Source organism: Sulfurimonas sp. HSL-3221 (genome assembly GCF_021044585.1).
GTDB lineage: Bacteria > Campylobacterota > Campylobacteria > Campylobacterales > Sulfurimonadaceae > Thiomicrolovo > Thiomicrolovo sulfuroxydans.
This window is the reverse complement of record NZ_CP087998.1, coordinates 158,279-173,644: the sequence shown is the minus strand read 5'-3', so window position 1 is coordinate 173,644 and position 15,366 is coordinate 158,279. Positions and strand designations below refer to the sequence as shown.

Sequence of the window (15,366 nt, the reverse complement as noted above, 5' to 3'; positions counted from 1 at the left end):
GTGTTAGGCCAGAATTAACTCAGCGCTTCATCAGCGCGAGGAATTCGCCGAAGACGTATTCGCTGTCTTTCGGTCCCGGGCTCGCTTCGGGGTGGTGCTGCACCGAAAAGATCGGAGCGTCGTTGTAACGCAGCCCCTCGATCGTGCTGTCAAAGAGGTTCGTATGCGTGACCGAGGCGATCTCGGTGATGTTTTCGGGCACGTTGTAGTTGTGGTTCTGCGCCGTGATCTCGACCATACCCGTTTTGACGTTCTTCACCGGGTGGTTGCCACCGTGGTGGCCGAACCGGAGCTTGAAGGTGTCGTAGCCGTGGGAGATGGAGAGCAGCTGATGCCCGAGGCAGATGCCGAACATCGGCACTTTTGCCGCAATCAGCTGCTTGATCGTCTCCTGCTCCTTTTTCAGAACCAGCGGATCCCCCGGCCCGTTGGAGAGGAAGACGCCGTCGATCTCTTTGGCCTCGTAGCGCGCGATCAGCGTCTCGGCAGAGGTCGCATTGGGCACGACCTCGACGGCCATCCCCGCCTGGGTCAGCTCGTTGAGGATGTTGCGTTTGACGCCGAAGTCCATCGCGACAATGCGCGCCTGCGTTTCAGGGGCATCGTTATAACGGAAATTGACAGCATCGTAGGTACCGTTCGTATGCTTGTACGCCTCTTTGGTGCTGACCTGCTCGATGTAGTTCACCTCTTCGATGCGCGGGGAGCTCTCCAGCACCTTCTTGAGTTCGGCCTTGTCGCTGATCTCGGTGGAAGCGACCATCATCATCGCCCCCTCCGTGCGCAGCATCTTCGTGAGGTAGCGGGTATCGATGTCGCAGATGCCCATGACGCCGTGACGCTTCAACAGCGCGTCAAGGGACTCCTCGGCGCGGAAGTTGGAGTAGCGCGGCTGGTACTGGCGGACGATAATCCCTTTCGCATGGGCCGCCGTGCTCTCCATATCTTCGGCGTTCGCACCGACGTTGCCGATCTCGGGCATCGTGAAGGTGACGAACTGTCCCGCGTAGGAGGGGTCCGTCGCGATCTCCTGGTACCCGCTCATCGAGGTATTGAAAACGATCTCGCCGACCGCCGTCGTCTCGGCACCGAAACTCATCGCTTCGAAGTAGGTGCCGTTCTCAAGATAGATCCATGCTGTTTTCATGCAAGCCCCCTCCGGGTCAGCTCTTCGCGGTAGAGTTTTTCAAACCGCAGTTCGTACTCATCCGTGCCCGGGATGAGCTGTTTCTGGAACGACTTCATCTTCTCGTTCACCGCACGCTCGATCTCGTCGTTGTCCGCGATAAAGGAGGTGATCGCATCATAGATGATGTTTTTGAGCCTGTTTTCGCTGACGTCGTAGTTCATCAGGTCCTCTTCGTAGATCGCATCGAGGATCTTGTGCGCCAGGTCCGAAAAGCGGTCTTCGTAGGAGAGAATGACACCGTATTCGGGCGCGAGCTTCTTCTTGATCATAAAGAAGAGCTGGCGGTCATCTGCCTGGTAAAAGTCGATCTCGTCCTCGTTGTCGTTGACGATCTCCTTGACGCGCGCTTCGAGGGCTGCTTCCTGCTTTACGCTCTCTTCAAGTATCTTTTTCGCTTCGGCGACAATAGGGTCCATCCCCTGCGTCATTGTCACCAGTCCGCTGCGTGCCAGTTCGATGGCGACGCGGTTGGCGAGATGCGGTATCTGCGCGAGTGTCACTTTCATAGCCCATACCCTTGCGGGCGCCCCGTTTCACAGGAACGTGCACCCAGATTTTTTCGCTATTTTAGCGGGTATTCGATTACAATGAGGTTAGAACGCGCAACGCTCCCGTTACGCCGCATTAACGCGACTATACTATGATGCCCTTTGGATGCGCAGCACCCTGCATGCATAAAGGAGAGTCCATGATTTACAGCCACAAAACCGATGCCACCGAACGCAACCTCACCTCCGCCGAACAGGCTAAACTCAAACGCCTCTGCCGAACAGCGTCGACCGCCTGGATGGTTGACGGCGCCTGCAGACGCCGCTAGTGTTACGCCCCCTTCTGCCTTTTGGGCAACCGGATGACGAACTCTGCGCCGCCGTCCCTGTTTTCGACCGAAATGTGCCCTTTAAGGTTTTTCTCCGTAATGATTTTTGACATATAGAGCCCTATACCCGTTCCCTGCGACTCGAACTTGGTCGTAAAATAGGGATCGAAGATCTTCTCCATAATCTCCTCCGGCACGCCGCCGCCGTTGTCCGCCACAAAAAGCAGGAGATCCCCGCCCTCCTCTTTTCCCGTGATCCTGATCTTTTTCGCCTCGGCCCCGTGCTGCAGGAGCACGTCTTTGGCGTTGCTGACAAGGTTGAGGATCACCTGCTTGAGCTCGTTGGGGTAGAGTTCCGCTTCGATCTGCTCCGGCACATCGACTACCACGTCGATCTTCTTCTGTTCCAACGCGGGGATCACCAGCCCGAGCACCTCATCGACCAGGGTGCGAAGCCGGACCGTTTCGAGCTGTTTGTCTTTTTTGAAGAAGTTGCGGAAGTCGTCGATGGTTTGGGACATGTAGTCCACCTGGCGGTGCACGATATCGATCAGCCTGTCGACCTCCTCGTCGTCGACCTTTCCCAGCTGACGTTTGAGGTCGAGGTTGGCAATGCCTATTCCCATGACGTTGAGCGGCTGGCGCCACTGGTGGGCGATGGATTCGATCATCTCCCCTATGGTCGCCATTTTCGCCTGCTGGATCATCATCCGCTCCTTGTCCCGGTTTTCGCCCACCGCCTCTTCGACCCGCTCATTCAGTGTGGCATTGAGCTCCGTCAGTTCACGGGTACGGCGTCTTACAAGCTCATCGAGACGGATGTACTTATAGCCGAACAGCAGCGCGATCACGGCCAGGACGCCCAGTATCTTCCACAGCAGGGCGTAGTCGAACTGGTGTTTGTAGACCGTCGGTACCCACTGGCGGTAGATCGCCTCGCGCTCCTCGTCCCCGATACTGTCAATGGCGCGCTGCATCAGCGCCTGCAGTTCGGGCCAATCGCTGCGGATACCCATCGCGATCTCGTAGTCGTAGGGCGTCTGTCCGACGATACGCAGGTTGTTCAGCCCCTCCTTCGCGATCACGTAGCTGGCGACGGCCAGCGCATCCACCGCGACATCGGCCCGTCCGAAGGCGACCATCCTTAGCGCATCGGGTAGACTCTTCGTCTGGATCCGCTGGATCTGCGGGAAATCGCGCTTTAAAAAGATATCGGCTGCATCATCCTTCACCACGGCGACACGTTTGCCCTTCAGTACCGTCAGATCCCCAACATACTGAAACGATTCGCCGCCGACGATGACCATCGGCAGGGTCAGGTAGGGGCGGGTAAAGTTCATATAGGCGTGCCGCTCGGGCACGGCCATGATGGCGGCGGCGACATCCAGCTCCCGTGCATTCAACGCCTCGTCAACCTCCTGCCAGCTCCGCTTCGGCTCCGCTTCGATGCGCACCCCCAGTTTTTCCGCGACACGCCGCATAAACCCGTAAGAGACGCCGCCGTACACGCCCTTTCGCGACATGAACTCGATCGGCGGCCACACCGGGTCCACGCCGACACGGAGGATGGGGTGCTGCCCGAGCCACGCCTGTTCCTCTGCCGTAAGCCGCAGCCGCTCCGGGTGATAGACGAAGGCACCGATATCCCGGCTACCCTTAATGTATCCCAGCAGCACATACGCCTGGTAGATCGCTTTGAGGCGCTCGATGCTCAGATCCCCCAGCGGCGTATCGTCTTTCAGGGCGTACGTTTTGAGGGCTTCCCCTTCGAAACGCAGCGCATCAAGGCTCTTATGCTGCATGTTGTATTTCTCGAAAAGCATCTCCGCCGTCTCGTCGATATGGGCGAAGGCGTAGCGCCACCCTTTCAGACTCGCCTCATAAAAGCGTTTGACACGTTCGGGATACTGCTTCAGTTCCGCCTGGGAGGTGAAAAGAATGTCGTTGTAAAAATCAAATCCCGAAACTTTCGGGTCGATCGCAAAGGTCTTGATGCCGCGCTGCGCAAGGACATAGGGCTCATTGGAGGAGTACGCCGCCATCGCATCCGTTTCATTCCGCTCGAGCGACAATGGGTCAAAAGTGTGGTGGATCAGCACGAGGTCCTCTTCCTTCATGCCTGCATTGCGAAGCATCGCCTGGACCGATGCCGCCGTCTGGACATCGCTGGTCATCATGACCCGCTTGCCGCGCAGGTCCTTGATCGTACGGATGCCCGAATCCTCCCGCACCAGAAGCATCATCGGCGAACTTTGGAAAATGGCCGCCATCGCCACAAGCGGTGCACCGCTCTCGTAATTGACCAGGAGCGATGTCCTTCCCGTCCCATACTGCGCCCGGCCGCTCAGAACCTCCTGCTCCACGTCCGTTTCCGGTTTCATGACGCGGATCTCGACGTCGAGGCCGGCGTCGGTATAAAACCCTTTTTCCTTGGCAACATAGTAGCCGGCAAACTGGAACTGGGGCAGCCACTGCAGCTGCAGCACGATGTGCTCATGACGCGCTTCATGCGCCCTCAGCGCCAGCGACAAGAACAGTAATACCAGCAAAACCGCATGAAGGCGCATGCATTACCCTTTTTTCAACAATTTTAACAGGTCAATGTTTAGAATAGTGTATGACCGTTTGTGATTTTGTTTCAAAACGCGTCTTTTAGGTGAAAAAGCTGGCCGTCATATCTCATCCGCTTTTATGCTCCCCTGCGATAAAATAAGCAGAAAAAAAGCAGATCATGTCCGTAAAAAACGCCATTTTAGAAACCATCAAACGGCGGCCGCTTATCATTGACGGCGCCATGGGTACGCAGCTGCAACAGCGCCATGAGCAGATCCCCGAAGCGGCATGGGAAGGCAATGAGGGGTGCAACGAACTGCTCAACGTCACCGCTCCCGAGATCATGCGCGACATCTTCCACGCCTACCTGAACGCCGGTGCCGACATGATCACCACCAACACCTTCGGCGCCTTCTCATGGGTCCTGGACGAGTACGGCATCGGGCACCGCGCCTATGAGCTCTCCAAGGCCGGGGCGCAGCGCGTCAAAGAGGTGTGCGACACCTTCAGCACCCCGGAGCACCCGCGCTATGTGCTGGGTTCCATCGGTCCGGGCACGAAACTCCCCTCGCTGGGACACATCCACTACGACGAGATGCTTGAAGGCTACACTGAGTGTGCCCAGGGGCTCATTGACGGCGGCTGCGACGTGTTCCTGCTCGAGACCTGCCAGGATCCGCTGCAGATCAAGGCGGCCCTGCACGCCTGCGAGGCGGCCAACGCGTCGCGCGGCACCGACCTCCCCGTCATGGTCTCTGGCACGATCGAACTGGCCGGTACCATGCTTATCGGTACCGATGCCCAGACCCTCGCTGTCATCATGGAACCCTTTGACATCCTCTCGCTGGGCTTCAACTGCGGGACCGGCCCGGAACAGTACACCAAACATGTCAAGGCCTTAAGCGACGTCTGGGGCAAACCCATTTCCATCCATGCCAATGCCGGCCTTCCGCAGAACCGCGGCGGCTACACCTACTACCCGATGGGGCCCGACGAGTTCGCCGACCGTCAGGAGAGCTTCCTCTCTTATGACGGCGTCAGTTTCCTCGGTGGCTGCTGCGGGACGACGCCGCAGCATATCAAAGCGCTCTGTGAGCGGGTGCACGCCACTGCACCCAAGGCGCCCTCCGGTTCCCAGCCGACCTCGCTCGCCTCGCTCTTCAACGCCGTTCCGCTGATGCAGGAGCCCGCCCCGCTGCTGGTTGGCGAACGCTCCAACGCCACCGGCTCCAAAGCGTTCCGGGAACTCCTCCTCGATGAGGACTATGAAGGGACGCTCAGCGTCGGTCAGCAGCAGGTACGGGCCGGGGCCCACGTCCTCGACGTTTCCGTCGGTTTCGCCGGCCGCGACGAAACAAAGGACATGAACAAGGTGATGGGCCTCTACGCCCAGAAGATCCCGCTGCCGCTGATGCCCGACTCCACCCAGACCCCGGCACTCGAAGAAGCGCTCAAGCTGATCGGTGGCAAGCCGATCATCAACTCCGTCAACCTCGAAGACGGGATCGAGAAGTTTGATACCGTCTGTTCGCTGGCGAAAAAATACGGGGCTGCCCTCGTCTGTCTGACGATCGACGAAGAGGGGATGGCCAAAACGGTCGAGCGCAAACTCGAGGTCGCCGAACGTATCTACACCCTGGCTACCGAGAAGCACGGGCTCAACCCCGAGGACCTCGTCTTCGACGTTCTTACCTTTACCGTGGGCAGTGGGGACGAAGAGTACCGCGATGCGGCCGTCCAGACGATCGAGGCGATCCGCGAACTCCGCACCCGCCATCCGGAGGTCGGGGCGATCCTGGGGCTTTCGAATATCTCGTTCGGCCTGGACAAGGACGCCCGACCCTACCTTAACTCCGTTTTCCTGCACCACTGTATCGAAGCGGGGCTCACCTCCGTCATCATCAACGTCAAGCACATCATCCCGATGGCGAAGATCAGTGACGAGGACCTCGAAGCGTGCGAGAACCTCCTCTTCGACAAGAAACCGGAGGGACAGTCACTGTTCGATTTCATCGACCATTTCGGCAACAGAGAGGCCGTCGACAGTGCCGCGGAGGATGAAGCCTACAACGCACTCTCGACCGAAGAGAAGATCGCGAAGCTCCTGCTCGACGGTGACAAGGAGCGGATGATCCCTCTTGTCGAGGAGGCAAGGAGCGAAATCGCCCCGGAAAAGATCGTCAACGAAATTCTCATTGACGCCATGAAAGTCGTCGGCGAGCTCTTCGGTTCGGGACAGATGCAGCTCCCCTTCGTGCTGCAGAGCGCCGAAACGATGAAAACTGCCGTCGACCACCTCAACCCCTACCTGCCAAAAGTCGACAAGGCCGTCGACACAACCCTCGTGCTGGGTACCGTCAAAGGGGACGTACACGACGTCGGCAAGAACCTCGTCGACATCATCCTCACCAACAACGGCTACAAGGTGATCAACCTCGGGATCAAGGTCGAACTGGACAACTTCGTCAAAACCCTACAAGAGAGCAGTGCCAGTGCCATCGGCATGAGCGGCCTGCTCGTCAAATCGACCCAGGTGATGAAAGAGAACCTCGAGGCGCTGAAAGCGGCGGGGATCACCGTTCCCATTCTGCTGGGCGGTGCGGCGCTCACACGCAGTTTTATCGAGGATTTCTGCCGCCCCAGCTACGACGGCCCGATCTTCTACTGCAAAGACGCTTTTGACGGCGTCACGGCGATGAGCCGCATCGAAGCGGGCAACCTGGACACCGACCTCCACCCGAATGCCCCGGAAGTCGCCGAGCAGGCCGAGAAGAAAGAGGTCGTCATCCCGCCGTTTAAGGAGCTGAAAATGCCCTCGCGGGACGTCCGCGTACCGACACCGCCCTTCTGGGGGCGGCGTGAGCTGAAGCTGACCGAAGCGCAGAAGGCGATGGCATTCGAGTGGATCAACCACAAGATCCTCTTCAAACAGCGCTGGGGATACAGTTCAAAGGGCATGAAGAAAGATGCCTACGAGAAACAGCTCGACGAGCTTGTCTGGCCGGCTTACGAAAAGCTCAAGGCGCTCTTCCTGGACGAAGGCCTCTTTGAACCGACCATCCTCTATGGCTACTGGCCGGCCCGTTCCGATGACAACACCCTGCTTGTTTTCCCGGAAACGGAGGGGTGGCACCGCGATGCTGACGCCAGTCGCGAACCGCTGGAACAGATCATCGGTGATGCCGAATGCGCCTTTACCTTCCCACGCCAGCGCAAACAGCCCCACCGCGCACTCAGCGACTTCTTCCGCCATGACCGCCATGACGTCGTGGCACTCTCCTGCGTCAGCGCCGGCAGCCGTCTGAGTACCTATGAAAAAGAGCTCTATGATGCGGGGAAATACAATGAATACTACCAGGTACATGGTCTGGGGGTGGAGCTGGCCGAGGCCCTTGCCGAGATTGCCCACAAGCAGATCCGGCTCGATCTCAATATCGCCGACAATGAAGGGCCGACCCTCGCCGATGTCCGCATGAACCGCTACCAGGGAGCGCGCTACAGCTTCGGCTACCCCGCCTGCCCGGACCTGGAGCTCAACCGCCCGCTCTTCGACCTGCTGAAACCGGAGGAGTTCGGGATTGAACTGAGCGAAACCTACCAGATCCATCCGGAGCAGTCGACGTCAGCCATCGTCATCCACCACAAGGAAGCGACATACTATAACGTGTAGTGTGGCTATGAGGTTTCTGTAACCCTCTGCCGCCTGTTACTTCAGGGTCAGAGTGTATCCGTACTTCGACGGTTCGATGCCATAGTCGGCACGCTTCTCCAACTCGATCACGATACGGTAATAACCCGGATGCATGCCCATTCGGATCTCTTTGAACGGCGCGACATTGACCTCGCGCTTGCGTGTCGGGAAGTCGACATTCGCCTCAAAATCGAGAATAATGCGCGTCGGCTTACGGATGACAAAATGCTTTGCGAGCTTGTCACGGCTTTCAATGCGTACTTTCCCCTCCGAGAAGAGAAATCGGGCCTGCTGAAAATTCACGGTCTGTGTCGCCAAGGAGTGCGTTTCTTTCACAGGCAGCTCTTTAACAACTGTCTCTTTGACCGGTATTTCTTTTATTTCCGCCGGGAGCGGTTCCGGCGATGAAGATGACGGCAGAAAGGGGTTGTCCCTTGCACTCAGCAGGGTCGCAGCGGTGATTGTCAACAGGATCAGGAAAAATTTCACGCATTTACTCCGATGGTTCAAGCTCTTTGAGTTCGAAATACTCTTTTTGCAGTGTGGCATTTTCTTGCTTCAATCTTGCAATTTCACTGGTCAGATGCCCTTCATAGTTCTCCAGCTGGAGCAGGACTTCAAGCGAGGCGTTGCCGAAAAGAAGGTTGCTGAGGTAAAACGCGCCGATGACGACCCCCGCCAGCGCCATCAGAAAATGTTTGGTCTTGAATCCGAGATACTGTTCAATGATGTCGGGTGCGGATGACGCAACATCGTTTTCTTCGGGGGGGGTGTCAGCGGACTTCATAGGCAGGCAGTGCCGCAGGAGCGCGGCGCAGGATTAGCTGAAGAGTACGGCGCCGAGGTATTCGCCGTAGACGATCTCATTCTCGATCTCAAGCAGGCGGTTGTACTTGGCCGTACGCTCGCCGCGGGCCGTGGAACCGGTTTTGATCTCACCGCAGTTGAGCGCGACCGCGAAATCGGCGATGAAGGCATCTTCGCTCTCGCCGGAACGGTGGCTCATAACGCATTTGTAGCCGTTGCGCTGTGCCAGTCTGACGGTCAGCATCGTCTCGGAGACGGAACCGATCTGGTTCGGCTTGATCAGGATCGCGTTTCCGACGCCCTGTTCGATTCCCTGGGCGAGAATGTTCGCGTTGGTAACGAAGAGATCGTCGCCGACGAGCTGAACCTTGTCGCCGAGTTTGTCTGTCAGGACTTTCCAGCCCGCCCAGTCATCTTCGCTCAGGCCGTCCTCGATGGAAACGATCGGGTATTTGCTGCAGAGGTCCTCGTAGTAGGCGACCAGCTCTTCGGAGGTGACGGTGCGGTTCTCGGATTCGAGACGGTAACCGCCCTCGACGACCAGCTCGGAGCTTGCAACGTCCAGGGCAATCGCGATCTCTTCACCCGCTTTGTAGCCCGCTTTCTCGATCGCCTGCATGATGACCTGGATCGGTTCCTCGTTGGAAGAGAGGTCTGGGGCAAACCCGCCCTCGTCACCGAGCGCCGTGTTGTGGTTGGCGTCTTTGAGGATCTTTTTGAGGTTGTGATAAACCTCGGCCGACGCGCGCAGCGCCTCGGCGAAATCTTCAAAGCCGACCGGCATGATCATGTACTCCTGGAAGTCCACGGAGTTGTCGGCGTGGGAACCGCCGTTGATAATGTTGAGCATCGGGACCGGCATCACCATCGCGTTGGCGCCGCCGAGGTAGCGGTACAGCGGCATGCCGAGGCTGTCCGCCGCGGCGCGTGCAACGGCCATGGAGACACCCAGGACCGCATTCGCACCGAGATTGGAGTAGTTCTCCGTCCCGTCAAGCGCTTTCATTTCGGCATCGATCATCGCCTGGTTGAAAGGGCTCAGTCCGATAATGGCATCGGCAATCTGGGTGTTGACGTTCTCAACCGCAGTCAGTACCCCTTTGCCCATGTAGCGGTCGCCGCCGTCGCGCAGTTCCAGCGCTTCGCGTTTCCCCGTACTGGCACCGCTCGGGACGATCGCGCTTGCTACCGTTCCGTCGCTCAGCTCTACTGTTGCTTTGACTGTCGGATTCCCGCGTGAATCCATCACCTCCATTGCCGTCACATTATCGATATAAATCATTCATCAACCTCATTCATTTCTGATTCATCCATCTGCATGATATTGCTCATGCCCATGGCATTACGTATCTTGTTCTCGATTTCAACAGCGAGCGCCGGTTCCTCTTTAAACTTTTGCTTGACGTTTTCACGCCCCTGACCCAGTTTGACATCTTCGTAGCTGAACCACGCTCCGCTCTTATCAATTATATCAAGTTTTACCCCATAATCCACCAATTCGCCCTCTTTGGAGATCCCCTCTCCGAACATGATGTCGAACTCCGCCTGGCGGAACGGCGGGGCCACTTTGTTCTTGATGACCTTCGCCTTGACCCGGTTCCCGATCTGGCTTTCGCCCTGCTTCAGCGTCGCGATTTTCCGGACGTCGATGCGCACGGAGGCGTAGAATTTAAGCGCGTTCCCCCCCGTCGTCGTTTCCGGCGAACCGTACCCCATCGTGCCGATCTTCATCCGGATCTGGTTGATGAAGATGATCGTCGTGTTCATCTTGTGCAGTACCCCGGTAATCTTCCGCAGCGCCTTGGACATCAGACGCGCCTGGACACCGACCTGCTGGTCGTTCATCTCCCCCTCGATCTCCACCTTCGGGGTCAGTGCCGCGACGGAGTCGACCACGATCAGGTCGACTGCCCCCGAACGTGCCAGGGTTTCGACGATGTCGAGAGCCTGTTCACCATAGTCGGGCTGGGAAACAAGCAGGTTCTCCACGTCGACGCCAAGGTTTTTCGCATACCCGATATCCAGCGCGTGTTCGGCGTCGATGAAGGCGCACACACCCCCTTTTTTCTGGGCCTCGGACGTGATCTGCAGGGCCAGGGTCGTTTTCCCCGAACTCTCCGGTCCGTAGATCTCGATGACGCGCCCTTCCGGCACCCCGTTGATCCCCAGGGCCAGGTCCAGACCGATGGAGCCGGTGCTGATGGAACTGATCGGCTCGATCTCCTTGTCTCCCAGACGCATCAGCGTCCCCTTGCCGAATGCCTTGTCAATCTGCTTCAGCGCCAGTTCGAGTGATTTTTGCTTATTCGCGTCCATGTGCATAGAGCCTTTTGGTGGTTTTGGAACATTTTATTGCAAAATGAAATTTATCAAAAACAATATGTCATACAGCCATATTTTCATAGCCGATTCGTTCCGGCATTTTAGCGCGCATTGGCTAAAATGGGCGTAATGAAACGCGAGGGTCTTTAATGAAAAAAATGCTGATTGCCCACTCCCCGGATGCCGACGACATCTTTATGTACTATGCCGTCAAATTCGGATGGGTCACCCAGCCCGACGTTGCCTTCGACAATATCCCTCTCGATATCGAAACCCTCAATGTCGAAGCGCTTGCAGGGACCTACGATATCACCGCCATCAGCTTCGCTCTTTACCCGCATATCCGCGACGAATATGCCCTGCTGCGCACCGCCGTCAGCTTCGGCGAGGGGTACGGTCCCAAGCTGATCAAACGCAAAGGCGAAAAACTGAAACGCCGTTTCAAAGTCGCGCTTAGCGGCCGCTACACGACCAACGCGATGCTCTTCCGCATCGCCTACCCCGATGCGCGCATCGTCTACATGAACTTCCTCGAGATCGAGGAGGCTGTCAAGAACGGCACCGTCGACGCCGGCGTCCTGATCCATGAAAGCATCCTCACCTTCGACGACACCCTCGAGGTCGAACGCGAACTGTGGGACGTCTGGCAGGAACTGGCCGGGCCCGACCTTCCGCTGCCGCTGGGCGGCATGGCGATCAGACGCTCCCTGCCGCTCACCGCAGCCATCGCCTATGAACAGACGCTCACCGACGCCGTCCGCGTCGCCCGCGAACGCAAAGCGGAGCTGTGCGAACTGCTGCTGGAAAACAAGCTCGTGCGCATCGACGCCCCGACGCTGGACCGCTACCTGGAGCTCTATGCCAACGACGAGTCCGTCGAACTGAGCGACCTGCAGTACAAAGCGATCGACAAACTCTATGAACTCGGTTTCGAACACGGTTTTTACGACGCGCCCATCCGTGCCGAGGAGTATACGATCCCCCGCGAGTACTTGGACTACCGCCACAGCTGACATGCCCTACAAATCGATCGACCTGGCCCGCCTCAGCTCCATCGGCATCGGACCCGTCGCCGAGGTCTACATGATCGACGGCGACGACTATCCCACTGATGCCTACCTCATCGGAGCTGCCAACAACGTCCTCTTCGGCACGGAGCTCCCTCCGCTAATGAAGCTCTCCAAAACCTACGATTTCATCCGCATCGAAACGGGTATTCTGCACATCGGGGCCGCGACCCCCGGCGGCAAGGTCGTCTCCTTCTGCAAGAAACACAATATCGGAGGCTTCGAGTTTCTCGCCCACCTCCCCGGTACCCTCGGCGGCATGCTGAAGATGAACGCGGGGCTGAAGGAATACGAGATTTTCAACCACCTCATCGCCCTGCGTACGAAAAGCGGTTGGCATGCGAAAGCGGAGGTGCCCCACGGCTACCGCACCACCGGAATTGACGAAGTCGTTTTTGAAGCAATGTTCGAGATCGCACCGGGATTCGACCCGTCCAAAATCGAACTGTTCAGACAGATGCGGGCCAACCAGCCCTCCGACCCCAGCGCCGGCAGCGCCTTTAAAAACCCGCCGGGGGATTATGCCGGACGGCTGATCGAATCCGTCGGTCTCAAGGGGTACCACATCGGGGATATGGCCTTCAGCACCATGCATGCGAATTTTCTGGTCAATCTGGGGAGTGGAACGTTTGAGGAAGCGGCTACTCTGCTGGAACTGGCGCAGCGGCGCGTGCAGGAGCGTGAGGGCATCCTGCTGGAGCGGGAAGTGATTGTAATCGACCGGCGCTGGCTTTAGAAGCGCAGCATCAGACCGCCGTAGACACCGGTATATTCACCCTTGTTAATGTAATCACCGATCGCGTACTGCACCTTGTGAATACGGTAACCGATCTCCAGGCCCGGCTGGATGACGGGGAGGGACGTCATTGTGTAATCCGCCTTGATACGGAAATCATACCCCTTGTTATCCTGGTAGTTCGTCACCTTGACCAGCGTCTCCAGGCCGAGGGAGTCGAGCGGCTCTACCCGTGCGCGGGCATAAGCGAGCGCCAGTGTCTCCGAGTCATCAAAGCCCTTGCTGCCTGACGTCACGTATTTGACGTCGAGACCGATGTCAACGGTGACGAAGAAAGTATCATCGAGAATGTTGTAGTAGAGGATCCCGTCAAGCTCGCTGACGTTGAACGAACTGCTCCCGTTCGGGTTATGCGTCAGGTTCAGGTACTCCAGACGGACGTTGGGGATGACCGGTACCGGGTGCTTGACATAGGCCCAGACATAGAGATCGTTCTCCGTATCAATACCCGCATCTTTAAGGTCTGTAGCAGCACCACCATTTTTCGGTTCAAACGTACCGCCGGGTGCGGCATTGAAAGCACCGATACCGGCCTCAGCACGTACAAAATCCGCCGACGCGTTCAGGGAGAAAAGTGCCGCGACCAGTGCCGCCGCCGTTTTCATTTTCATAGACATCATCTACTCCATTATTACAAAGTTATCAAAACAGAGTATATCAGAAAAAAATTTCGCTCGGGAGTCAAAGGGGAGGAACCTCTTTACAGGGCACTAGAAACGCAAAAATGCACCGACGAAGAGGCCGCTGAAATCGACATCGCCTTTCAGCTCTTTATCGTCATCTATCTTGACCTTCTGCATCCGGTAACCGACCTCGATTCCGGGCTGGACACCCGGGACAAAGATCAGCGTCCAGTCAGCCTTGATCCGCGCATCGTACACATACGACTTTTCATAGGTGATGTAGCTGCCTAATCCTTCGATACCGAGCCCCGTGCCGGGGATGTCGACGCGTAACCGTGTATAGACGAGCGGCAGAATCAGGGTACCGCTTCTGCTGTAGCCGCCGTAGGCAAGAAGGCCATCGGTCGGAACAACGTCGTATGTGTAACCGGCCACCTTGACATCCAGCCCCAGATCCAGGGTCGTCCAGAAGGTACTGTTCAGCAGGTTGTAGTAAAGGATTGCATCATACGCCTTCACGTCAAAATGGCTTGTGGTAGTGGCCATCACTCCGAGCGGGGCAATAAGGTCAACCGTCGCATCGCCGTCACTGCCGGCGGCACTGTACTCCAGACGAATGTTCGGAAAAACAGGAATCGGATGCCGGATATAGAGCCATGCATACCCGATCGCTGCCTCTGTCTCCCGGCACGTACTATCTCCCGATCCGTTTGACGTCGAATAGGCCACCGTCCCCTTCGGCGTCTGCATCCAGGCACCGCCACCCGCTTCAACCTCCAGCGCTTGGGAGAATCCCTGCAGGGAAAAGAGCAACAGTGAAATGACAATTTTTAGCAGATTATCCATAGGGTACAACCTTTCATCAGGTAGGCATACTATATCACAGAAAGGAGATACGGGGGAAAGGGGAATCCCTCCGCGAGGAGGGTGCGGCTTATTTTACGGCTGCGAGTGCAGCGTCGTAGTTCGGCTCTTCTGTAATTTCCGGAACGATCTCTTTGTAAGTGACCGTACCTTCAGCGTCTACTGCAAAGATAGCACGGCAAGTAACGCCGGCCAGCGGGCCGTCAGCGATCAGAACACCGTAAGCGTTCGCGAAATCTTTGTTACGGAAATCGGAAGCGACTGTCAGGTTTTCGATACCTTCTGTAGAACAAAAACGGCCGCCCGCGAACGGAAGGTCCATAGAAACGATCGTGAGGTCAATGTCACCGAGCTCTGCTGCCTGCTTGTTGAAGTTACGAGTTTCCGTTGCACACACCGGTGTGTCGAGGGACGGGACAACAACGATCAGCTGTTTTTTGCCGGACGCGCCGCCGACAACTTTGTCTGCCAGACCATTAGAGTTTACAACTGTAACTTCCGGTGCTTTATCACCAACGTTTACTTCGTTACCTGCGAGGTTAACTGTGTTACCTTTGAGCATTGTAGTTGCCATATTGAGGCTCCTGTTTTTTTTGAGATGCAGGAGTTTTACATAATTCGGATAACTTTTGTCTTA

14 protein-coding genes are annotated in these 15,366 nt (G+C 57.1%); 4 read left to right on the top strand and 10 right to left on the bottom strand.

Annotated elements, in window-relative coordinates; translation table 11 throughout:
- Window positions 1-19 precede the first annotated feature (19 nt).
- Both carA and LOH54_RS00905 read right to left on the bottom strand, forming a co-directional pair.
- Window positions 20-1,147 (bottom strand): glutamine-hydrolyzing carbamoyl-phosphate synthase small subunit, encoded by a 1,128-nt coding sequence (gene carA, locus LOH54_RS00910; RefSeq protein WP_231019720.1) that lies wholly within the window; start codon window positions 1,145-1,147, stop codon window positions 20-22.
- The gene (locus LOH54_RS00905; protein WP_231019719.1) at window positions 1,144-1,695 is read right to left on the bottom strand and encodes a DUF507 family protein; all 552 of its coding nucleotides are present in this window, start codon (window positions 1,693-1,695) and stop codon (window positions 1,144-1,146) included. The genes carA and LOH54_RS00905 overlap by 4 nt, the downstream gene beginning before the upstream one ends.
- Before the next feature lie 182 nt (window positions 1,696-1,877).
- Between LOH54_RS00905 and LOH54_RS12910 the strand changes: the two genes are divergently transcribed.
- Complete coding sequence (locus LOH54_RS12910; RefSeq protein WP_255707372.1) at window positions 1,878-2,006, top strand: hypothetical protein; 129 nt, start codon at window positions 1,878-1,880, stop codon at window positions 2,004-2,006.
- Window positions 2,007-2,008: 2 nt separating this feature from the next.
- On the opposite strand, the gene LOH54_RS00900 is transcribed toward LOH54_RS12910, so the two are convergent.
- On the bottom strand, window positions 2,009-4,573 hold the full coding sequence (locus LOH54_RS00900) for an ABC transporter substrate-binding protein (protein WP_231019718.1): 2,565 nt from the start codon (window positions 4,571-4,573) through the stop codon (window positions 2,009-2,011).
- A 164-nt stretch (window positions 4,574-4,737) separates the two neighbouring features.
- Here LOH54_RS00900 and metH point away from each other — a divergent pair, with 164 nt between their 5' ends.
- On the top strand, window positions 4,738-8,229 hold the full coding sequence (metH, locus tag LOH54_RS00895) for a methionine synthase (RefSeq protein WP_231019717.1): 3,492 nt from the start codon (window positions 4,738-4,740) through the stop codon (window positions 8,227-8,229).
- 36 nt (window positions 8,230-8,265) lie between these two features.
- Here the strand turns inward: metH and LOH54_RS00890 are convergent, their stop codons facing one another.
- From LOH54_RS00890 to recA, 4 genes are read right to left on the bottom strand one after another with little or no spacing between them, the layout of a single operon-like run.
- Window positions 8,266-8,739 (bottom strand): AMIN domain-containing protein, encoded by a 474-nt coding sequence (locus tag LOH54_RS00890; RefSeq protein ID WP_231019716.1) that lies wholly within the window; start codon window positions 8,737-8,739, stop codon window positions 8,266-8,268.
- A 4-nt stretch (window positions 8,740-8,743) separates the two neighbouring features.
- Entirely contained in the window at window positions 8,744-9,037 is a 294-nt protein-coding gene (locus tag LOH54_RS00885) for a hypothetical protein (protein ID WP_231019714.1), read from the bottom strand.
- Window positions 9,038-9,070: 33 nt separating this feature from the next.
- The gene (gene eno, locus LOH54_RS00880; RefSeq protein ID WP_231019713.1) at window positions 9,071-10,339 is read right to left on the bottom strand and encodes a phosphopyruvate hydratase; all 1,269 of its coding nucleotides are present in this window, start codon (window positions 10,337-10,339) and stop codon (window positions 9,071-9,073) included.
- Window positions 10,336-11,379 carry a recombinase RecA gene (gene recA, locus LOH54_RS00875; RefSeq protein WP_283949354.1) on the bottom strand — a complete coding sequence of 348 codons (1,044 nt, stop codon included), beginning with the start codon at window positions 11,377-11,379 and terminating at the stop codon, window positions 10,336-10,338. The genes eno and recA overlap by 4 nt, the downstream gene beginning before the upstream one ends.
- 149 nt (window positions 11,380-11,528) lie before the next feature.
- Here recA and LOH54_RS00870 point away from each other — a divergent pair, with 149 nt between their 5' ends.
- Together LOH54_RS00870 and LOH54_RS00865 are read left to right on the top strand one after the other, a co-directional pair.
- Window positions 11,529-12,392 (top strand): menaquinone biosynthesis family protein, encoded by an 864-nt coding sequence (locus LOH54_RS00870; protein WP_231019711.1) that lies wholly within the window; start codon window positions 11,529-11,531, stop codon window positions 12,390-12,392.
- A gap of 1 nt (window position 12,393) precedes the next feature.
- The gene (locus LOH54_RS00865) at window positions 12,394-13,182 is read left to right on the top strand and encodes a UDP-N-acetylmuramate dehydrogenase (protein WP_231019710.1); all 789 of its coding nucleotides are present in this window, start codon (window positions 12,394-12,396) and stop codon (window positions 13,180-13,182) included.
- Here LOH54_RS00865 and LOH54_RS00860 read toward each other — a convergent pair.
- The 3 genes from LOH54_RS00860 to tpx form a co-directional block, all read right to left on the bottom strand.
- The gene (locus LOH54_RS00860) at window positions 13,179-13,862 is read right to left on the bottom strand and encodes a TIGR04219 family outer membrane beta-barrel protein (RefSeq protein ID WP_231019709.1); all 684 of its coding nucleotides are present in this window, start codon (window positions 13,860-13,862) and stop codon (window positions 13,179-13,181) included. The genes LOH54_RS00865 and LOH54_RS00860 overlap by 4 nt on opposite strands.
- A gap of 90 nt (window positions 13,863-13,952) precedes the next feature.
- Window positions 13,953-14,711, bottom strand: a complete 759-nt coding sequence (locus LOH54_RS00855; RefSeq protein WP_231019708.1) for a TIGR04219 family outer membrane beta-barrel protein — start codon at window positions 14,709-14,711, stop codon at window positions 13,953-13,955.
- A gap of 88 nt (window positions 14,712-14,799) precedes the next feature.
- Window positions 14,800-15,303: a thiol peroxidase gene (gene tpx, locus LOH54_RS00850; RefSeq protein ID WP_231019707.1), complete on the bottom strand. Its 504-nt coding sequence runs from the start codon at window positions 15,301-15,303 to the stop codon at window positions 14,800-14,802.
- Window positions 15,304-15,366: the final 63 nt, after the last annotated feature.

Bases quoted from the DNA above. Each gene is read 5' to 3' on its own strand.
- carA (WP_231019720.1), bottom strand. From the start codon at position 1,147: ATGAAAACAGCATGGATCTATCTTGAGAACGGCACCTACTTCGAAGCG.
- LOH54_RS00905 (WP_231019719.1), bottom strand. From the start codon at position 1,695: ATGAAAGTGACACTCGCGCAGATACCGCATCTCGCCAACCGCGTCGCC.
- LOH54_RS12910 (WP_255707372.1), top strand. From the start codon at position 1,878: ATGATTTACAGCCACAAAACCGATGCCACCGAACGCAACCTCACCTCC.
- LOH54_RS00900 (WP_231019718.1), bottom strand. From the start codon at position 4,573: ATGCGCCTTCATGCGGTTTTGCTGGTATTACTGTTCTTGTCGCTGGCG.
- metH (WP_231019717.1), top strand. From the start codon at position 4,738: ATGTCCGTAAAAAACGCCATTTTAGAAACCATCAAACGGCGGCCGCTT.
- LOH54_RS00885 (WP_231019714.1), bottom strand. From the start codon at position 9,037: ATGAAGTCCGCTGACACCCCCCCCGAAGAAAACGATGTTGCGTCATCC.
- eno (WP_231019713.1), bottom strand. From the start codon at position 10,339: ATGATTTATATCGATAATGTGACGGCAATGGAGGTGATGGATTCACGC.
- recA (WP_283949354.1), bottom strand. From the start codon at position 11,379: ATGCACATGGACGCGAATAAGCAAAAATCACTCGAACTGGCGCTGAAG.
- LOH54_RS00870 (WP_231019711.1), top strand. From the start codon at position 11,529: ATGAAAAAAATGCTGATTGCCCACTCCCCGGATGCCGACGACATCTTT.
- LOH54_RS00865 (WP_231019710.1), top strand. From the start codon at position 12,394: ATGCCCTACAAATCGATCGACCTGGCCCGCCTCAGCTCCATCGGCATC.
- LOH54_RS00860 (WP_231019709.1), bottom strand. From the start codon at position 13,862: ATGATGTCTATGAAAATGAAAACGGCGGCGGCACTGGTCGCGGCACTT.
- LOH54_RS00855 (WP_231019708.1), bottom strand. From the start codon at position 14,711: ATGGATAATCTGCTAAAAATTGTCATTTCACTGTTGCTCTTTTCCCTG.
- tpx (WP_231019707.1), bottom strand. From the start codon at position 15,303: ATGGCAACTACAATGCTCAAAGGTAACACAGTTAACCTCGCAGGTAAC.